Source organism: Bradyrhizobium sp. HKCCYLS3013, assembly GCF_051167615.1.
In the GTDB taxonomy this organism is placed as follows: Bacteria; Pseudomonadota; Alphaproteobacteria; order Rhizobiales; family Xanthobacteraceae; genus Bradyrhizobium.
This window is the reverse complement of sequence record NZ_JBNPTK010000009.1, coordinates 199,371-216,021: the sequence shown is the minus strand read 5'-3', so window position 1 is coordinate 216,021 and position 16,651 is coordinate 199,371. Positions and strand designations below refer to the sequence as shown.

17 protein-coding genes are annotated in these 16,651 nt (G+C 64.8%); 8 read left to right on the top strand and 9 right to left on the bottom strand.

The window, feature by feature from the left end; all coding sequences use genetic code 11:
• Positions 1-27 precede the first annotated feature (27 nt).
• From cimA to cysS, 3 genes are all read right to left on the bottom strand, one after another.
• Complete coding sequence (gene cimA, locus ACQR1F_RS18270) at positions 28-1,641, bottom strand: citramalate synthase (RefSeq protein WP_434881176.1); 1,614 nt, start codon at positions 1,639-1,641, stop codon at positions 28-30.
• Positions 1,638-2,141, bottom strand: a complete 504-nt coding sequence (locus ACQR1F_RS18265) for a GNAT family N-acetyltransferase (protein ID WP_315803090.1) — start codon at positions 2,139-2,141, stop codon at positions 1,638-1,640. The genes cimA and ACQR1F_RS18265 overlap by 4 nt, the downstream gene beginning before the upstream one ends.
• A 113-nt stretch (positions 2,142-2,254) precedes the next feature.
• Positions 2,255-3,664: a cysteine--tRNA ligase gene (gene cysS, locus ACQR1F_RS18260; protein WP_434913589.1), complete on the bottom strand. Its 1,410-nt coding sequence runs from the start codon at positions 3,662-3,664 to the stop codon at positions 2,255-2,257.
• Positions 3,665-4,054: 390 nt separating this feature from the next.
• Here cysS and ACQR1F_RS18255 point away from each other — a divergent pair, with 390 nt between their 5' ends.
• Both ACQR1F_RS18255 and ACQR1F_RS18250 read left to right on the top strand, forming a co-directional pair.
• Positions 4,055-4,363, top strand: a complete 309-nt coding sequence (locus tag ACQR1F_RS18255) for a hypothetical protein (protein ID WP_434892541.1) — start codon at positions 4,055-4,057, stop codon at positions 4,361-4,363.
• 153 nt (positions 4,364-4,516) lie between these two features.
• Positions 4,517-5,680, top strand: coding sequence for a DUF2865 domain-containing protein (locus ACQR1F_RS18250; protein WP_315803087.1), 1,164 nt, complete (start codon positions 4,517-4,519; stop codon positions 5,678-5,680).
• A 26-nt stretch (positions 5,681-5,706) separates the two neighbouring features.
• Here ACQR1F_RS18250 and ACQR1F_RS18245 read toward each other — a convergent pair whose 3' ends face one another.
• Genes ACQR1F_RS18245 through ACQR1F_RS18235 form a run of 3 tightly spaced genes read right to left on the bottom strand, consistent with a single transcriptional unit; the run spans position 5,707 to position 8,879 of the window.
• Positions 5,707-7,125: a nitrilase-related carbon-nitrogen hydrolase gene (locus ACQR1F_RS18245; RefSeq protein ID WP_434913588.1), complete on the bottom strand. Its 1,419-nt coding sequence runs from the start codon at positions 7,123-7,125 to the stop codon at positions 5,707-5,709.
• Between the two features lie 12 nt (positions 7,126-7,137).
• Entirely contained in the window at positions 7,138-7,491 is a 354-nt protein-coding gene (locus ACQR1F_RS18240; protein ID WP_316200785.1) for a diacylglycerol kinase, read from the bottom strand.
• Positions 7,491-8,879 (bottom strand): class II 3-deoxy-7-phosphoheptulonate synthase, encoded by a 1,389-nt coding sequence (locus ACQR1F_RS18235; protein ID WP_434913587.1) that lies wholly within the window; start codon positions 8,877-8,879, stop codon positions 7,491-7,493. Before ACQR1F_RS18235 ends, ACQR1F_RS18240 begins: the two co-directional genes overlap by 1 nt.
• Before the next feature lie 173 nt (positions 8,880-9,052).
• Between ACQR1F_RS18235 and ACQR1F_RS18230 the strand changes: the two genes are divergently transcribed.
• The gene (locus ACQR1F_RS18230; protein ID WP_434913586.1) at positions 9,053-9,928 is read left to right on the top strand and encodes an alpha/beta hydrolase family protein; all 876 of its coding nucleotides are present in this window, start codon (positions 9,053-9,055) and stop codon (positions 9,926-9,928) included.
• A gap of 605 nt (positions 9,929-10,533) precedes the next feature.
• On the opposite strand, the gene ACQR1F_RS18225 is transcribed toward ACQR1F_RS18230, so the two are convergent.
• Together ACQR1F_RS18225 and ACQR1F_RS18220 are read right to left on the bottom strand one after the other, a co-directional pair.
• Positions 10,534-11,262, bottom strand: a complete 729-nt coding sequence (locus ACQR1F_RS18225) for a sulfite exporter TauE/SafE family protein (protein WP_434913585.1) — start codon at positions 11,260-11,262, stop codon at positions 10,534-10,536.
• 41 nt (positions 11,263-11,303) lie between these two features.
• The gene (locus ACQR1F_RS18220; protein WP_434913584.1) at positions 11,304-11,486 is read right to left on the bottom strand and encodes a hypothetical protein; all 183 of its coding nucleotides are present in this window, start codon (positions 11,484-11,486) and stop codon (positions 11,304-11,306) included.
• A gap of 475 nt (positions 11,487-11,961) precedes the next feature.
• Between ACQR1F_RS18220 and ACQR1F_RS18215 the strand changes: the two genes are divergently transcribed.
• The 5 genes from ACQR1F_RS18215 to ACQR1F_RS18195 all read left to right on the top strand — a co-directional run bounded on the left by ACQR1F_RS18215 (position 11,962) and on the right by ACQR1F_RS18195 (position 15,006).
• Positions 11,962-12,285, top strand: coding sequence for an ArsR/SmtB family transcription factor (locus tag ACQR1F_RS18215; RefSeq protein WP_434913583.1), 324 nt, complete (start codon positions 11,962-11,964; stop codon positions 12,283-12,285).
• Complete coding sequence (locus ACQR1F_RS18210; protein ID WP_434913582.1) at positions 12,282-12,692, top strand: SRPBCC family protein; 411 nt, start codon at positions 12,282-12,284, stop codon at positions 12,690-12,692. The genes ACQR1F_RS18215 and ACQR1F_RS18210 overlap by 4 nt, the downstream gene beginning before the upstream one ends.
• A 32-nt stretch (positions 12,693-12,724) precedes the next feature.
• Entirely contained in the window at positions 12,725-12,940 is a 216-nt protein-coding gene (locus ACQR1F_RS18205) for a hypothetical protein (protein WP_434913581.1), read from the top strand.
• A 384-nt stretch (positions 12,941-13,324) separates the two neighbouring features.
• Positions 13,325-14,437 carry a hypothetical protein gene (locus ACQR1F_RS18200; RefSeq protein WP_434913580.1) on the top strand — a complete coding sequence of 371 codons (1,113 nt, stop codon included), beginning with the start codon at positions 13,325-13,327 and terminating at the stop codon, positions 14,435-14,437.
• Positions 14,434-15,006: an AAA family ATPase gene (locus ACQR1F_RS18195; RefSeq protein ID WP_434913579.1), complete on the top strand. Its 573-nt coding sequence runs from the start codon at positions 14,434-14,436 to the stop codon at positions 15,004-15,006. The genes ACQR1F_RS18200 and ACQR1F_RS18195 overlap by 4 nt, the downstream gene beginning before the upstream one ends.
• A 316-nt stretch (positions 15,007-15,322) precedes the next feature.
• Here ACQR1F_RS18195 and ACQR1F_RS18190 read toward each other — a convergent pair whose 3' ends face one another.
• The gene (locus ACQR1F_RS18190) at positions 15,323-16,546 is read right to left on the bottom strand and encodes a caspase family protein (RefSeq protein WP_434913578.1); all 1,224 of its coding nucleotides are present in this window, start codon (positions 16,544-16,546) and stop codon (positions 15,323-15,325) included.
• Between the last annotated feature and the right edge of the window lie 105 nt (positions 16,547-16,651).

Sequence of the window (16,651 nt, the reverse complement as noted above, 5' to 3'; positions counted from 1 at the left end):
TTCGCTCGCCATGACGGATGCATCACCTCAACCCGGCGCGCCGGACTTCACCAGCTTGTAGAACACCGAATCCATCAGCGCCTGGAACGAGGCGTCGATGATGTTGGGCGAGACGCCGACCGTGGTCCAGCGCTCCCCCTTTTCGTCCTCGCTTTCGATCAGCACGCGCGTGACCGCCTCGGTGCCGCCATTGAGGATGCGGACGCGATAGTCGATCAGCTTGAGGCCGTCGATGTAGCCCTGGTATTTTCCGAGATCCTTGCGCAGCGCGACGTCGAGCGCATTGACCGGACCGTTGCCTTCGGCCGCGGAGATCAGCCGCTCGCCGGCGACGTCAACCTTGACGACGGCCAGCGCCACCGTGACGCGCTCGCCGACCGCGTTGTAGCGCTGCTCGACATTGACGTCGAACTGCTCGACGCGAAAATACTCCGGGACCGAGCCCAGTGTACGCCGCGCCAGCAGCTCGAACGAGGCGTTGGCGGATTCGTAGGCATAGCCCGCGGCCTCGCGCTCCTTCAGCTCCTCGACCAGGCGCGTGAGCTTCGGATCGCTCTTGCTGAAGGGGACGCCGCCGCGCTCCAGTGCTGCGATCACGTTGGAGCGGCCGGCCTGGTCCGACACCAGCACCTTGCGGCGATTGCCGACGCTCTCGGGCAGCACGTGCTCATAGGTCTGCGGATCCTTCAGCACGGCCGAGGCATGGATGCCTGTCTTGGTCACGAAGGCGCTCTCGCCGACATAAGGCGCGTGCCGGTTCGGGGCGCGGTTCAGCATGTCGTCGAGCGTCCGAGAGACCTTCACGAGGCCGCTGAGCTGCTCGTCGGAGACGGCGATCTCGAAGCGCTCAGAGAACTCGGTCTTCAGCTTCAATGTCGGGATCAGCGAGCACAGATTGGCGTTGCCGCAGCGCTCGCCGAGCCCGTTCAAGGTGCCCTGGATCTGGCGCGCGCCGGCGCGGACCGCGGCCAGCGAATTCGCGACTGCCTGCTCGGTGTCGTTATGGGCGTGGATGCCGAGGTGATCGCCCGGCACCTGCTTGGCGACCTCGCCGACGATCGCTTCGATCTCGTGCGGCATGGTGCCGCCATTGGTGTCGCACAGCACGACCCAGCGTGCGCCGGCCTCATAGGCCGCGCGTGCGCAGGCCAGGGCGAACGCCGCGTTCTCCTTGTAGCCGTCGAAGAAATGCTCGCAGTCGAGCATCACCTCGCGTCCCGCGGCCTTTGCGGCCGTCACGCTGTCGCGGATCGAGGCGAGGTTCTCCTCGTTGGTGGTCTCCAGCGCGACGCGCACCTGATAGGCGGATGACTTCGCGACGAAGCAGATCGCGTCCGCCTTGGCGTCCAGCAGTGCGGCGACGCCCGGATCGTTGGACACCGAGCGTCCTGCCCGGCGCGTCATCCCGAAGGCAGTGAAGCGGGCATGGCCGAGCTTGGGCTTGGCGGCGAAGAACTCGGTGTCGAGCGGGTTGGCGCCGGGATAGCCGCCCTCGACATAGTCGATGCCGAGATCGTCGAGCATGCGCGCGATCGCCTGCTTGTCGGCCAGCGTGAAATCGACACCGTTGGTCTGCGCACCGTCGCGCAAGGTGGTGTCGAACAGATAAAGTCGTTCTCTGCTTGTGCCTGCCCTGCTCATGCCTGCGCTCCCCCGGAGCCGAGCGTCTTCTTCATCGTGGTGTTGGCGAGCCACTCGCCATTGATGGAGACGCTGTTGCGCTGCTGCGCGACATAGCCGCGCTTGCGGAAGAATTCGACCGCCGTGTCGCTGGCGTCGACCGACAGACCGGTCGTGCCGCGCGCGCCCGCCAGCTTTTCCAGTGCGTCGCATAGCAGGGCCCCGACGCCCTGCCCGGCCGCGTTCGGATGGACGTAGAGCATGTCGATGTGATCGTTGCCCTTCAGCGCGGCGAAGCCGACCGGCGATCCCTGAAGGGTCGCAATCAAGGTGAGCTCGGATGCCAGCCTCTTGCCGAAGCCCGTCTCATCCTCCGCAGCGGACGCCCAGGCCTCCTGCTGCTCCTCGCTGTAGTCGTCACCTGTCAGCCCCTGGATGCTTGCGACGAAGATCGCGGCGAGCAGCGGCGTATCAGCCGGAAGAAACGGCCGCAGTGCGGGCCTCGGGAGAGCCTGTCCCATGTGTCACCACATGCCGTAGAGTTTCGTGACCAGCGCCACTGCGCCCGCGATCAGCACCAGTTTGAGCAGGATGTAGTACAGCCAGTGCCGCGGAAACGGGGTGTCGGGCTTGCTCATCGCGCAATCTCCCAGGTCGTGACCGGCTTGCCGTCGGCGCCTTTGCCATCCTTCAATACAACGCCCATCGCCGCGAGCGCGTCGCGCAGGCGATCGGACTCCTTGAAGTCCTTCCGCGCGCGGGCCGCGGTACGCTCGGCGATCAGGCCTTCGACCTCGGCGGCGTCCACGCCCTTGGCCTGCTGCTTTCGCGCTTCCCATTGCACAGCGGTCTCCGACAGGAAACCCGCAAAGCGAAGCGAGCCGGAAAAGGCAGCGCGATCCGACTCGCCGCCGGACGCCGCACGGCTCCGCAACGCGTGCAGCTCTGCGATCATCAGCGGCGTGTTGAGATCGTCGACGAGCGCCGCGATGATCTCAGGCTCCGGCTGCTCGCCCGGCGCATCGGCCGCGACGCGATACCAGTCGTCGAGCGTCTTGGCGCTCTCCTCCAGGCCCTTGGCCGTCCAGTCCGCCGGCGAGCGATAATGCATCTTGAGCATGTTGAGGCGCAGCACCTCGCCGGGCCAGTCCGCCAGCAGGTCGCGAATGGTGACGAAATTGCCGAGGCTCTTCGACATCTTCGCGCCCTCGACCTGGACGAACTCGTTGTGCAGCCAGTAGTTCGCCATCACTGAGGTGCCATGGGCGCAACGCGACTGCGCGATCTCGTTCTCATGATGCGGGAAGATCAGGTCGAGCCCGCCGCCATGGATGTCGAAGACCTCACCGAGATAGGCCGCGCTCATCGCCGAGCACTCGATGTGCCAGCCCGGGCGGCCGCGGCCCCACGGGCTGTCCCAGCCCGGCTCGTCCTCCGACGACTGCTTCCACAGCACGAAGTCGGCAGGGTTCTTCTTGTGTGCGTCGACGGCCACGCGCGCGCCGGCAAGCTGCTCGTCGAGCTTGCGACCCGACAGCGCGCCATAGTCCGGCATTGATCGGGTGTCGAACAACACCTCGCCGCCCGCCTCATAGGCGTGGCCACGCGCGATCAGTTGCTTGATCAGGGTCACCATATCCGCCTTGCCATCGGGGCGCGGCAGCACGAACTCGGTGGCGCGTGGCTCGAAGGTCGGAGGCAGGCTGCCGAGCGCAGCCGCGTCGCTGCGGAACTGATTGGCCGTCACCTCGGTAACCTTCCGGATCGCCTCGTTCAGCGGCAGCCCGGGAAAGTCACGCGCGGCGCGGGCGTTGATCTTGTCGTCGACATCCGTGATGTTGCGGACATAGGTGACGTGCTTTTCGCCATAGAGATGCCGCAGCAGCCGGAACAGCACGTCGAAGACGATCACCGGGCGCGCATTGCCGATATGGGCGAAATCGTAGACCGTCGGTCCGCAGACATACATGCGGACGTTGTTGGGATCGAGCGGCACGAAGGGGCGCTTCTCCCGCGATGCGGTGTCGTACAAACGCAAGTCCATGGTCCGTCCCCGAATGCCCTGTGCTCACCGCCTCGCCGGACCGACAGGTCCATGACGAGGCGCAACGGGTGTCCTACGCCGAACGACCGACCGCGAGCGGACGGCAACGGCACGAATCACGCTCCCGACCTGCCGGCCGGGCGTCCTGATCATCTCTGTTGAGAAAAGACGGCCTCAGCCAGCGAATCGCTAGCGCGTAATCTCGCGGCAAATGCAGCAGATGGCGAGGAAACCGTTCATGAAACTCACCATGATGCAGCAGGCTGTCTCCGTCAAGAGCCGCAAAACGGCCGCTTTCACTGCCCAAATGCTCGCGCCCCGCCTCATGGTTAATCATTTTTAACCTTTTGGGCCTAACCATGAGTTGTCTCCTACACCCACCGGTGCACCATGCGAATCTCCCCGGCGCTGCTCGCCTGCTGTGTTCTCCTCGCCGCCGCGACCGCCGCCACGGCGGAGAGCCGCATCTTCATCATCGCCAACGAAGCCGACGGCTACGGCGTCGACCAGTGCCTCGCCAAGGGCGACCGCTGCGGCGCCTCGGCTGCGCGCTCGTACTGCCAATCACGGGATTTTGCACAGGCCTCCTCCTATCGCCGCGTCGACCCCGATGAAATCACCGGATCGGTGCCGAAAGCCGGGGCAAACTGCGCCCATGGCGGCTGCAGCGACTTTGTCGCGATCACCTGCCAGCGCTGAGACGGCCGGGAACGGCTGTTCCCGCCACCCCGGCGCCCCGGAAACGACGTGACGATGCCCGACAAAGCGGCTATGGGATGCCCGCCGCTGCCGCGATTTTTCCGAATTCTGTGCTAGTCCCGCGGCTGCACCCATGGACCGGAATACCGCATCTTGATCGCATCCCTGTCTCCGCGCCTGTTGGCCCTCTCTGCGCTGCTCGGACTGACCCTGACCGGCTCGCACGCCCTGGCGCAATCCAGCTCCGATTCCTATGCGCAGATGCCGCCGGGCCCGCCCGGGCCGCAGGCCGGCGTCAATCCGATCTGCCCACGTCTGGAAGCGCAGCTCGCCTCGATCGATCGCGGCGGTGGCGGCGATCCCGCGCGTGAGGACCAGATCCGGCGTTATCAGGACGCGGCCGCCAAGCAGCAAGGCGAGCTCGACCGCGTCAGCATGCAGGCCAAGCGCATGGGTTGCGACAGCCCCGGCTTCTTTTCGATCTTCAACGGCCGCGCGGCCGAATGCCAGCCGGTGAACAACCAGATCCAGCAGATGCGCTCCAACCTGGACCAGATCATGGGCAGCCTGGAGCGTCTGCGCAGCGGTGGGTTCGGCGGTGAGCGCGACAACCAGCGCCGCTCGGTGCTGGTAGCCCTCGGCCAGAACAATTGCGGCCCGCAGTACCAGCAATATGCCAATGCAAACGCCAATCGCAGCGGCGGCGGCAACTTCCTGACCAGCCTGTTCGGCGGCGGGGCCGACAGCAATCCCGCCGCATCGCTGCCGCCGCCGAGCGCCGATCTCGCGGCGCCGCAGGGCACCTTTCGGACCGTGTGCGTGCGCAGCTGCGACGGCGCCTATTTCCCGATCTCGTTTGCCACCGTTCCCGGCCGCTTCGCCGACGACGAGCGCGCCTGCAAGGCGCAATGCCCTGCCGCCGACGCGACGCTGTTCACCTATCGCAATCCCGGCGAAGACATGAACCAGGCGGTCTCGGTCAACGGTCAGCCCTACACCGCGCTGCCGAATGCCTTCAAGTTCCGCACCGAGTTCAACCCGAGCTGTTCCTGCAAGGCGCCGGGCCAGACCTGGGCGGAGGCACTGAAGTCGATCGACGACCGAGCCACCGCCGCCGAGCAGGGCGACATCATCGTCACCGAGGAGAGCGCCAAGCGCATGCAGCAGCGCCAGACCGGCAGGGCGCCGGCGAACGCCGCCAGGAAGGGTGCCGCGCCGGCCGAGGCCGCAGCGCCAGCGACCGCGGACATCACGACCAGCGCTGGCGGCGACAAGCAGATCCGCACGGTCGGACCGACTTTCATCCCGCAGCGCTGATCGAGTCAGTCGCCGGGCCATGGGCGTCATCCCTCGAACGCGTCTGATGACGCGCGGTCGGCAAGCGCCCGGTCGTCGCGCGCCTCCAGCGGACTCGTGATCAGAGCGGGCGAGATGACCTCGCCCGACGGTCCCAGCGCGTCAGCGAACCGCCAGCGGTTTCGCAATGCTGCGAGACGACGCAACTGTGCCGGGCCGATGCCTTCGAGCGGCGCAAACCCGCCAGCCACGTCGCCGATCTCGGCCGTGGCGCCGACGACAACGGCCAGCGCGCCGGACAGGCTCGCCAGTGCCATCAGCAGCGTCGCGCGGACGCGGGCCAGCAATTGATGACGGGCGCTTCCCGCAAGCGGCCCGGGCAGCGCGCGCTCGAAGCCTTCGACGGCGGCCGCGATCGGTACCCGCTCGGCGGCGAAGCCGAGTCGCGCCGCGACCGCCATGGCCTGATCCAGCGACGCCTGCGACGTGCCGGGTCCGGACAGCATCACGCCGCGGACTTTGCCGGACCCGAGCGCATCGACCGCCAGGGCTGCGGCCAGCGCCGACTCGATGGCTCCGGTCAGGCCGAGCACGATGCCGGTGAAGCCGTACTTCTCGACGTGGTCGCGCAGGCCGAGCATGCGGGCCGCGTAGTCCGCCTCGTCGCCCTCGATCAGCGTGGTGACCGGTCCCCGGCACTGCCAGCCATCGTCTCCCCTGCTCCATGCCAAGGTCGCGACTTCAGCGACGAAGCCCGGGAGCTGTGCCGCCACCGAGAGATCGGCGTTCAGCGCGAAGGACGCGCCGTCGAACACCTCGCCGTCCTGACCGCCGACCTGGTTGAGCCAGACGAGCGGCAGATCGCTTTCGGTGACGCGGGCCACGGCGGCCGACAGGCGCCGGTCGCCGCCGCTGCGCACGTAGCATGAGCGGCTCGGCACGACGATGAGCTCGGCCCCGGTTTCCGCCAGCGTCTCGACGACGTTTTCGTAGTTCGAGGAGTCTTCGAGCGAGATGTCTTCGCCGATCGCGACCCCGATGCGGACGCCCCGCACGCTGAGCGGGCCGGCCGCCGGGCCGCGCGTGAACACGCGCTTCTGATCACCATCGGCCAGGTTGGCCTTGAAGCGCGTCGCGGCGATGCGGCCGGCGTCGAGCAGCACGCAGGCATTGTAGAGCTTGCCGTCCTCGGTCCAGGGCGTGCCGATCAGCACCGCCGGCCCGCCATCGGCGGTCTCGCGCGCGAGCGCCTCGATCGCGGCCCGGCACGCGGCCTGAAATGCCGGCTTCAGCACCGGGTCCCGGGATGGATGCCCCGCCAGGAACAGCTCCGGCAGCACCACGAGATCGGCGCCGTCGGCCGCCGCCCTCGCCCGCGCCTCGCGCGCCTTCGCGGCATTTCCCGCGATGTCGCCGGCCGGCGGGTTGAGCTGGGCCAGCGTGATCCTGAAGAAGTCAGCGGCCATCGCTCAACTCATTCACAGCAGCCCGAGCCGCTCGGCGATCGCGAACAGCCAGAAGCAGCCCGACATCAGCAGCGCGACGCCGACCGCGGCCGAGCCGAGATCCTTGACCCGGCCGATCTGCAGATCGTGCTCGGTGGTGAGGCGGTCGGCGAGCTTCTCGATCGCGGTGTTGAGCAGCTCGACCACCAGCACCAGCACCACCGCGCAGACCAGCTCGACGCTGCGCATCGGCGTCACGCCGATCACATAGGCGAGCGGCAGCGCCAGCAGGAATGCGACGACCTCCTCGCGCACCGCCTGCTCGGAGCGCAGCGCGAAGGCCAGGCCGTTGCGCGAGTTGACCGTCGCGCGCCACAAACGCAGCATCAGAAGCCCGCGACCGCCGTCATCGGTGCGGACTTGCCGCCGCGCTGCTGCTTCAACAGCTCGGCGATCAGGAACGCCATGTCGATCGACTGCTCGGCGTTCAGCCGGGGATCGCACACCGTGTGATAGCGGTCGTTGAGATCCTCGTCGGTGATCGCGCGCGCACCGCCGATGCACTCGGTGACGTCCTTGCCGGTCATCTCGAGATGGATGCCGCCGGCATGGGTGCCCTCCGCGGCATGCACCGCGAAGAACGCGCGCACCTCGGACACGATGCGGTCGAACGGCCGCGTCTTGTAGCCCGAGGTCGAGGTGATGGTGTTGCCGTGCATCGGATCGCACGACCACACCACCTTGCGCCCTTCCCGCTGCACCGCGCGGATCAGTCCCGGCAGATGATCGCCGACCTTGTCGGCGCCGAAGCGGTTGATCAGGGTCAGCCGGCCCGGCTCGTTGTCGGGATTGAGAATGTCGATCAGCTTCAAGAGCTCGTCCGGCTTCAGCGACGGGCCGCATTTCAGGCCGATCGGATTCTTGATGCCGCGGAAATATTCGACATGGCCGTGATCGAGCTGGCGGGTGCGATCGCCGATCCAGATGAAATGGCCTGAGGTCGCGTACCAGTCGCCGGTGGTGGAATCGACGCGCGTGAAGGCCTGCTCGTAGCCGAGCAGCAGCGCCTCGTGGCTGGTGTAGAAATCGGTGGCGCGCAGCTCCGGATGGCTCTCGAGGTCGAGGCCGCAGGCGCGCATGAAGTTGAGCGCCTCGGAGATGCGGTCGGCGAGCTCCTTGTAGCGGCGCGACTGCGGGGAATCCTTGACGAAGCCGAGCATCCACTGATGCACGCTGCCGAGATTGGCGAAGCCGCCGGTGGCGAACGCCCGCAGCAGGTTCAACGTCGCCGCCGACTGCCGGTAGGCGTCGAGCTGACGCTGCGGATTGGGGATACGCGCCTCGGCGGTGAAGGCGGTGTCGTTGACGATGTCGCCGCGATAGCTCGGCAGCTCGACGCCATCGATCTTTTCGGTGGGCGAGGAGCGCGGCTTGGCGAACTGGCCGGCGATGCGGCCGACCTTCACCACCGGCACCGCGCCGGCATAGGTCATGACGACAGCCATCTGCAGCAGCACGCGGAAGAAGTCGCGGATGTTGTTGGCGCCGTGCTCGGCAAAGCTCTCGGCGCAGTCGCCGCCCTGAAGCAGGAACGCCTCGCCCGCCGCCACCCGCGCCAGCGCCTTCTTCAGGTTGCGCGCCTCGCCGGCGAACACCAGCGGCGGAAAGGTCGCAAGCTGCGCCTCGACCTCGGCCAGCGCCTTCTGGTCGGGATAGTCGGGCACCTGCTGCACCGGCTTGGACCGCCAGCTCTCCGGGCTCCAGCGCTCCGTCATGGCTTTCTACTCCCTCTGGACGGCCGCACACTTGTTCCCCGCACGGCGGCGCGCGCCTTATACACAGCCTGCCCCCGTGCCGCCACTTGGAATTTAAAGCGCGGACACAAGGGCTTGCACCACAACCAGAATTTGACTTTGCTGCGGAAGGGCAAGGGACGGGAGGACGAGGCGTGGGCGAGACGGAATCCGACGGCGTTTCGAGCGAGGATCTGACCGTTCCGGCCGTCGATGGCTTTGCGCTCGCCGGCACCCTGTTCATGCCGCGCGGCAGGCCGGCGCATGCCGTGCTGATCAATTCCGGGGCGGCAATCCCACGCCGGATCTATCGTGGCTTCGCCGCCCATCTCGCCCAGCAGGGTTGCGCGGTCCTCAGCTACGACTATCGCGGGATCGGCGGTAGCCGTCCCCGCTCCCTGAAGGGCTTTGCGGCCTCGATGACCGACTGGGCCGCACTCGACATCACCGGCGCGGTCGGTTGGATGCGCGAGAACTTCGGTGAGCTGCCGCTGCGCTATGTCGGTCACTCCTTCGGCGGCCAGACGCTCGGCCTGCTCGCCAACAACACCGAAGTGTCGCGCGCGCTCTTCATCGCCTCGCAGGCCGGCTATTGGAAGCTGATGGCCCCGGGCGAACGCTGGCGCGTGGCGGCGATGCTGAACGGCATCGGCGTTCCGCTGACGCGTGCGCTCGGCTACACGCCGGGATGGAGCGGCGTCGGCGAGGACCTGCCGAAGGGGGTGTTCCTGCAATGGGTGCGCTGGATCATGAGCCCGCGCTATCTGTTCGATGACGCATCGCTGCCGGGCCTTGCGAACTACGCCAGCTTCAACGCCCCGCTGCGGGCGCTCTGCCTGGCCGACGATCCCTGGGCGACGCGGCCCGCGGTCGAGCTGCTGTGCGCCGGTTATACGGGCACGACGCCGGAGCTGCTCAGCATCGCGCCGCGGGACGTCGGCGCCACCGCGATCGGCCATATGGGCTTCTTCCGCGCCGCGCATCGCTGCACGCTGTGGCGCAGCGCGACGGAGTGGCTGCTCGAAAGCTGAGTCAGGGGTCGGCTCGCCGTTGCCCATGAGCAAACGTTCTCGCGGCGCCATGGTGCCCCGAGCTGGACTGATCTCGCTCACCCTCCGACAGTCGGAGGGCGCAGGGAATGCCGGACGATGGCCTCGCCCATGGCCCGCCTGCGGAAGAAAGTGCAGGCGGCAGGTACCACAGGTTCAGCCGATCAACCGGCATTCCCTGCGCGACGGTCTTCACGCTTATACGCAGTCTGCCTGGTGCGCCGGGCTTGTTGGCCACCATTGCCACGCGAAGCGAGGCTCCGCGTAACGTGACACCAGCGTCGGGGTGTCAGCACGCTGCGACTTCACGTCCGCGCCAAGCCGTTCGTCCGCGCATCCTTGAAAGGACACGCTGCGGCTCCCTCGCGGCCATCGCTCCCCGCCCCGCGTGTCGTGACGATCGCGCGCAACGCCCCTCCGAGTGAGGCGGGATGCGTACAATAAAGCACGGTTTCTGATATTCGTAAAGCAAAATCTTTCGTCCATGACCGCGATCGGGAGTAGTCCGGACCCGCACCGCTTCGCGGCACGTCCCGGAATGCAGCAACGATAGCTTGGCTGCGCGCGAAGGGGACGACGCCCCTCCGTCATACGACCAGCAGCACTCCCGACAGCAGCAGGATGCCCAGGATCATCTTCCTGAACAGCACGTCGTTGATCCTGCGGAAGGCGAGGATGCCAAGCGCCGTGCCGGCGAACAGCGCCGGGATGCTCAAGGCGAGATCGATGATCACCTTGGACGACAGATCCTGCCGGGCCAGCATCACCGCGAGCGAGGCGAGCTGAATGGCGGCAATGAAGGGCTGGACGACGCCGCGCTGCTCGGTCTTCGGCAGGCCATGCAGCTCGCACCAGATCGTCGGCAGCGCACCGGGCATCGCCGTGAGGCCGCCGATGAGACCGCCGCCGAATCCGACGATGGCGGTGCGGCCCCGGTTCATCGGTTGAAGACTGCCCAGCGCAGGCTTGAACAGCATGTAGCCGGCGTAGGTCGCGATCGTCGCGCCAAACACCTGCTGAAACACGCGCGCGTCCGCATTGTGCAGCAGCCAGAGCGCCAGGGGGACGCCAAGCAGCCCGCCCAGGATCAGGACGAGGCTGTCCTTCCAGCGGATGCTGCTGCGAAGCGCCCAGAGATTCGTCGCCTGCACGCCGACGCTGCACGCCATCATCAGCGGCACGGCCTCCAAAGGCTGCAGACTGTGCAGCAGGATCGCGCCGGCCACGGCGGAAAAGGCGAATCCGGCCAGACCGGAGACGAAGGCGCCAAAGAATACGGCGGCGCTGAGCAGCAGAAATGATCCTGATCCGGCCATGAAATAGCTCCGGCTGATGAAGTTGAAATGAGCGGGGATCGTCAATCGTAGGGCTGGAGCGGTGCAGCCGGATCGGCCTGCGCTCCGCTGCGCGTGGCATCGCCCCGCAGCATCGTGGCGGCGACGACGTGCAGGAGCAGGAAGATGACGAGGACGCGTGCGGCCAACGCCGCTTGCGGTGTCATCGGCAGCTTGCGCTGCAGCCGAGCCTTGCTGGCCTGCATGTCCGTCATCTCCCGCAACTGATGCCGGCTTGCTACCAGCTCAGCGTCCCCTCAGCGTCCCCCGAGCAGAGGATGGGACGTGTCGGGTTCTCGTTGAGCGCCTGATTTCGAATAGGTTCGACTCTCACCTCGGCATTCCGGGCTCGCCCGGAATCCATAACCGCGAGCGGCGTATCGATTCCGGGCCCGCGCCGGTGCGCGGCACGTCCCGAACAACACTGCATGCGTGGCACCGCTGCTGCTCAAATTATCCTGGCCGGCATATGGCCGAATGCGCGCCACGTCATCCGCAGCTCTCAGAAGGATGCCGCGGCCGCATGCGGGATGTCCGTCCCACATATCGCTTCGCTCATCCGGGCTAAACGACTGCGCCACGCGTTGGACGAAACTCCCGCGCGCCGGCTCGCCTTTGCGCTTGACAAACCCATAACCAACTGGTTATGCAATAACCCATAACCAACGGGTTATCGATTGAATGTCCCGCTCACCTGACATCGTGTTCCGAACCCTTGCCGACCCGACGCGGCGGGCCATCTTCGAAGGCTTGTGCCAGCGCGGCGAACAGACCGTCGGCGCTCTGACCGCCCGGGCCGGAGTGTCGCAACCTGCCGTGTCAAAGCATCTCGGCGTCCTCAAACGCGCAGGCCTGGTGCGCGAGCGCCATGAGGGCCGCCAAACTCATTACCGCGCCCATCCCAAGGCACTGATGCCGCTGCTCGACTGGACCAGCCGCATGGCGGCGTTCTGGGACAACCGGTTCGACGATCTCGAAAATCTCCTCAACAGGATGGATCAATGACACAGACTGCATCCGAAACCCGCACCGTCGTCGTGGAGCGCGAGTTTGCGCATCCGCCCGAAAAACTCTGGCGCGCGCTGACACAGCCGCATCTGATCGCGGAGTGGCTGATGAAGAACGACTTCGCAGCCAAGGTCGATCATCGCTTCAAGCTCGAAGCCGATTGGGGTGTCGTCGACTGCCAGGTCCAGACCCTCGAGCCGCATCGCACGCTGTCCTACAGCTGGGCGGCGCTGGGACTCGACAGCGTCGTGACCTGGACGCTGACGCCGACTGCGTCCGGCACACATCTGCGCATGGAGCAGACCGGCTTCGCCGCCGATCAGACCCGCGCCTATCAGGGCGCCCGTTATGGCTGGCCCAAATTTTTCGACGGTCTGGAGCGGATTCTAGTGCGGCTCGACTGAGACAGAACATCACTTCACCAGGGGAGAAACGAATGAATTGGAGCAACACGATCCGACAGGTGCATCGCTGGGTCTCGATCGCCTTCACGGTCGGCGTCATCATCAACATCGCGGCGATGACGCAGACGCAGCCGGCCTTCTGGATCGGCCTGCTGGCGCTTGTGCCGCTGATCGTGCTGCTGGCGACGGGGCTCTATCTGTTCGCTTGGCCCTATTTGGCGACGAGGACGGCGAAGGCTGCGCCCTGAGAACTAGGATGGGCAAAGGCGCGTCGGCGCGTTGTCTCCCTGCGAGATCGCAATGGCGCCCTACCCACCGATTCAACGCGGAGTTCGTTAAGCAACTGGCGCCGATCCCAATCATTGTATTCTATGTTTGTTCGCGCGGCCCTGTAGGGCCTCCAAGGCCACACGAACTGAGTATTGAGCGGACGCGAGCACGCGCCCCGCCTGCTCAAGTTCGCCTGGGCAATATAGACGTTCGGTCGGATAGCCGGGCCTTGACACTCAACCACCGCGCTAGCAACTGCCGCCTAAAAATCAATCACTAAACGCGCTTGAAACACGCAAGCTAAGCATATTATCTTCTCTGCTTCCTGAGGTAGAAAAGCCGCTTGGATCGAGGAACCTGCTGTGAGCTCCCGACAGGTTGTATTTCCGCACCTGAGCCAATTCGAAGCTGCATACCGAATTCGGTTCTCAGCACCAACTCCGTCAACGAGCGACCTCGAAACCTATGTTCGCTATCTGCTCTTGCTATTTGATGAAGTTATAATCGCTCCCGGCTACGTTCTTTCAGCATCGATCGATTCCTCGTTGAAAGATTTTCTTGATTCTCCCTTCGTAAAACGCCTAATTGAAAAAAAGAAAATCATAACTTACGACGACGGAGCCGCTTTTCCTCGGGATTACTTGCACTTCCTTCGAGGAATCGACACGAAGATAACGCCCGATTCACGACTGTTCAGTTTATATCATAGCGCAAAAAAACAACCACGAAGGCTGGCCGAGCGCAGGTCTAACGTGTCAGAGAAGTTACTATCCACGATAGGGCAACTAACTCGACGCTCGGACATTGGTCATGCTGCAGCCGCGATAGAATACGCGAGCCAAGTAACTGGAATAGTCGAAACAGAAGCTCTCTTAATTGATGCGAAGAGGGAGCTTTTTCCGAAGCCTGACAATGTTTTCAGTTTCCTCTGGCGTCCGTACCTTATCTATGATTTCTCGGGCGATTTGTACTCATATCCGACCACAGCCGCGCTTGCGACCCTGGGCAACCGCGACGTCTTCAGCTCAAACTACCACCACAAATTTCATCCTAACATAATTAGAGCTGCAATTTCCCGCCTCTGCAGACCTTCTGCTCTTCAGAAATTCGATCAATGCCCGCATGAGCTTGCAATTGAGGCACAAGCTCAGCTTAGAGAGGGCAGACGCCTCAAAGCCTACCATCGTGCTCTTGAGCAGATTACGAGAGACGACACTTATACTTACGAAAACATCCTAGCAGCTGAGCGCGACGCAACTCGTGAGCTACGCAGTAAATCGTCTATTCCACAACAAACATTACTCGGGGCTCTGGGGCCATTGGCAACTTGGCAGTTTGGCTTACCAATGAGCACCGCCACGACTTTGGCCTCGGCTACATTAAAGACGCTCAACATGAACGGTCGATGGCTGCAGATTATCACATCTGGGCCGCTGGGTGATTTTGCACGTTGGATGAACGAGACATTCGATTGAAAAATTTCACCACGATCGCGTTTTCGGGAGCCCCGCTCACGGGCAAGACGACTTTGTCCTTATCTGTAGCCGGTCGTCTTCGGCAAAACGGGATCGAGGCTGCAGTGGTTCCCGAGGCAGTCAGAGGCAGTCACTATTTTGCATCAGGTAAAATGTGCAACGCGTTAAACATGGAAGTACTCTCTCTACAAATTCTCGCAGAGGCACGGGAGCGCAACCACAACCAATTTCTCGTTCTCGATCGTTGCGTGTACGACTTGATCGCTTATTTTCGCCTCAGGGAGGCTCGTAATGATCCGTGGCCGATCGACAGATCGTCGATTGAGCAGTTTCTGTACGCCCATTCAAAGTCATACGATCTTGTTTTCTTGTGTACTCACCCTCAACAGCTCGAAAAAGACCCTTTTCGCGAGAAAGAGACACTGGGAGAACAAGAAATCGCAAATGAAATCGAGGCAGTCCTAAAAGGCTCGCGTAGAGAATACCTGACAGTCCCAGATCAGAAACCGCTAGAATTCGTAATTCGGACTTTGATTGACCGGGATATCATCCCTGTCAGATGCCAATGAAAGGCTGATTCAAGTAAAAGCCGCACCTCCTCCGCCGCCTGCCCCACATGCCGCTCGGTCACCGTTCGCATCACCAGCTCTTCCGCGGCGAAGGGATGCAGCGCGTAGCTGGGCAAGGCGCGTCGGTGCGCTGTTTCCGCGCGAGATCGCAGTGGCACGGTGCCCACCGTTTCGATGGGGAGCTCATTGAGCAACGGTGGGCACGCTGCCACCTTCGGCGGCTGCTTTGCCTACCCTACGAGACTGATCGTGCTGCACTGTACTTGTTCGTTCCGCCCCATCTCGCCCGGCGGCGCAGCGGAGCTCACGAGACAGCTCACTCCAACCCGTTCGACGACACCCAGCCGACGACGCCGTTCCACACCGCCCGGCACGACGGAAACCGGCTGATGCCGTCGCCCGGCATCACGCAGCCGCCGACCATCGCGGTCTCGCCGGCCGGAATGCGGGTCAGGATGCTGGATTTCTGCCCGGGCTCGCTGCGCAGGTTGAGATAGCCCTGCGAGACGTTGCGCTTGACCACGCGCGGCACGAGGTGCGGATTGGGCAGAATGGCTTGCGCGCGCTCCGTCGGAGAGTCGGTCGGACGCGCCGCGGTCTGGGTCTTCTTCAGCTCCTCGATGCGGGCGCGCGCCATCGAGCCGTATGGCGTGCTGCCGAACTGGCGCACGAAATCCTCGAGCACGGCGATGCTGCTGGTGTTCTGCGTCACCGCCCAGGCCCGCTCGGCCGGATCGGATGACGACGGCGCCGGCTGCGCGGTCGAGGCCGGCGCGAACGCTTGGCCCGCGAAGTAGAAGTCGCCGTCGACCGGCGAGCTCGACACCCAGGGCTGCTGGCTTCCAGCGGTCGCCCGCTTCACCTCCAGGCCGACCTGGTTGAAGGTCTTGAAGATGTCGAGACCCGGCTGCTTGATCGTCTCGGCCAGGGCCTTCGTGAACGGGCTGTTGCCGTCGCGGCCGTCGAGCGCGACGTTGCCGGGCTGGGTCGCGAACGAGATCAGCGTGCCCTCCGGCGCGCGCATCTGCGCAAGCCCGCTGCCGGCGTCGCGCAGGCCGCGGCCGCCGAACGGATTGTTGCGGCAGGCATCGAGGATCACGAGGTTGAGCTTGGTGCCCGCGCTCTCCATCTGCCGCAGCACGACATTGACGTCGAGCATCTGGAAATCCACGTCGGCCTCCCGCGTCGGATTGGCGTCGATCGGCACCAGATAGTTGGCGCCGCGCACCTGCACGCCATGGCCGGCGTAGTACACCAGCGCGACGTCGGCGCCGCGCGCCTTGCTGCCGAACTCCTGCACGGCGCGGCGCATCGCTGCCTCGTCAAGATCGAGCTGCGCGCTGCCGCCGACCAGGGCGAAGCCGAGCCCGGCCAGCGTCTGCGCCATCAGCGCGGCATCATGTCTGGGATTGTCGAGCCGGCTGACGGCGCGATAGGCCGAATTGCCGATGACGAGCGCGATGCGGGTGTCGGCGAGCGCCGGGCTGCAAAGGATCAGCACGCTGCATCCGGCGAGCACCAGCCTCATCCATCGCCGCATCGGTCCCCCCCTGGCGCCAACCTCAATGGCACGAGCTTATACGTCCGTGGCGGGAGGAGAAAAGCACCGCATCACGAAGGCTGGTCTTGCGAAGACCAGCCGGCG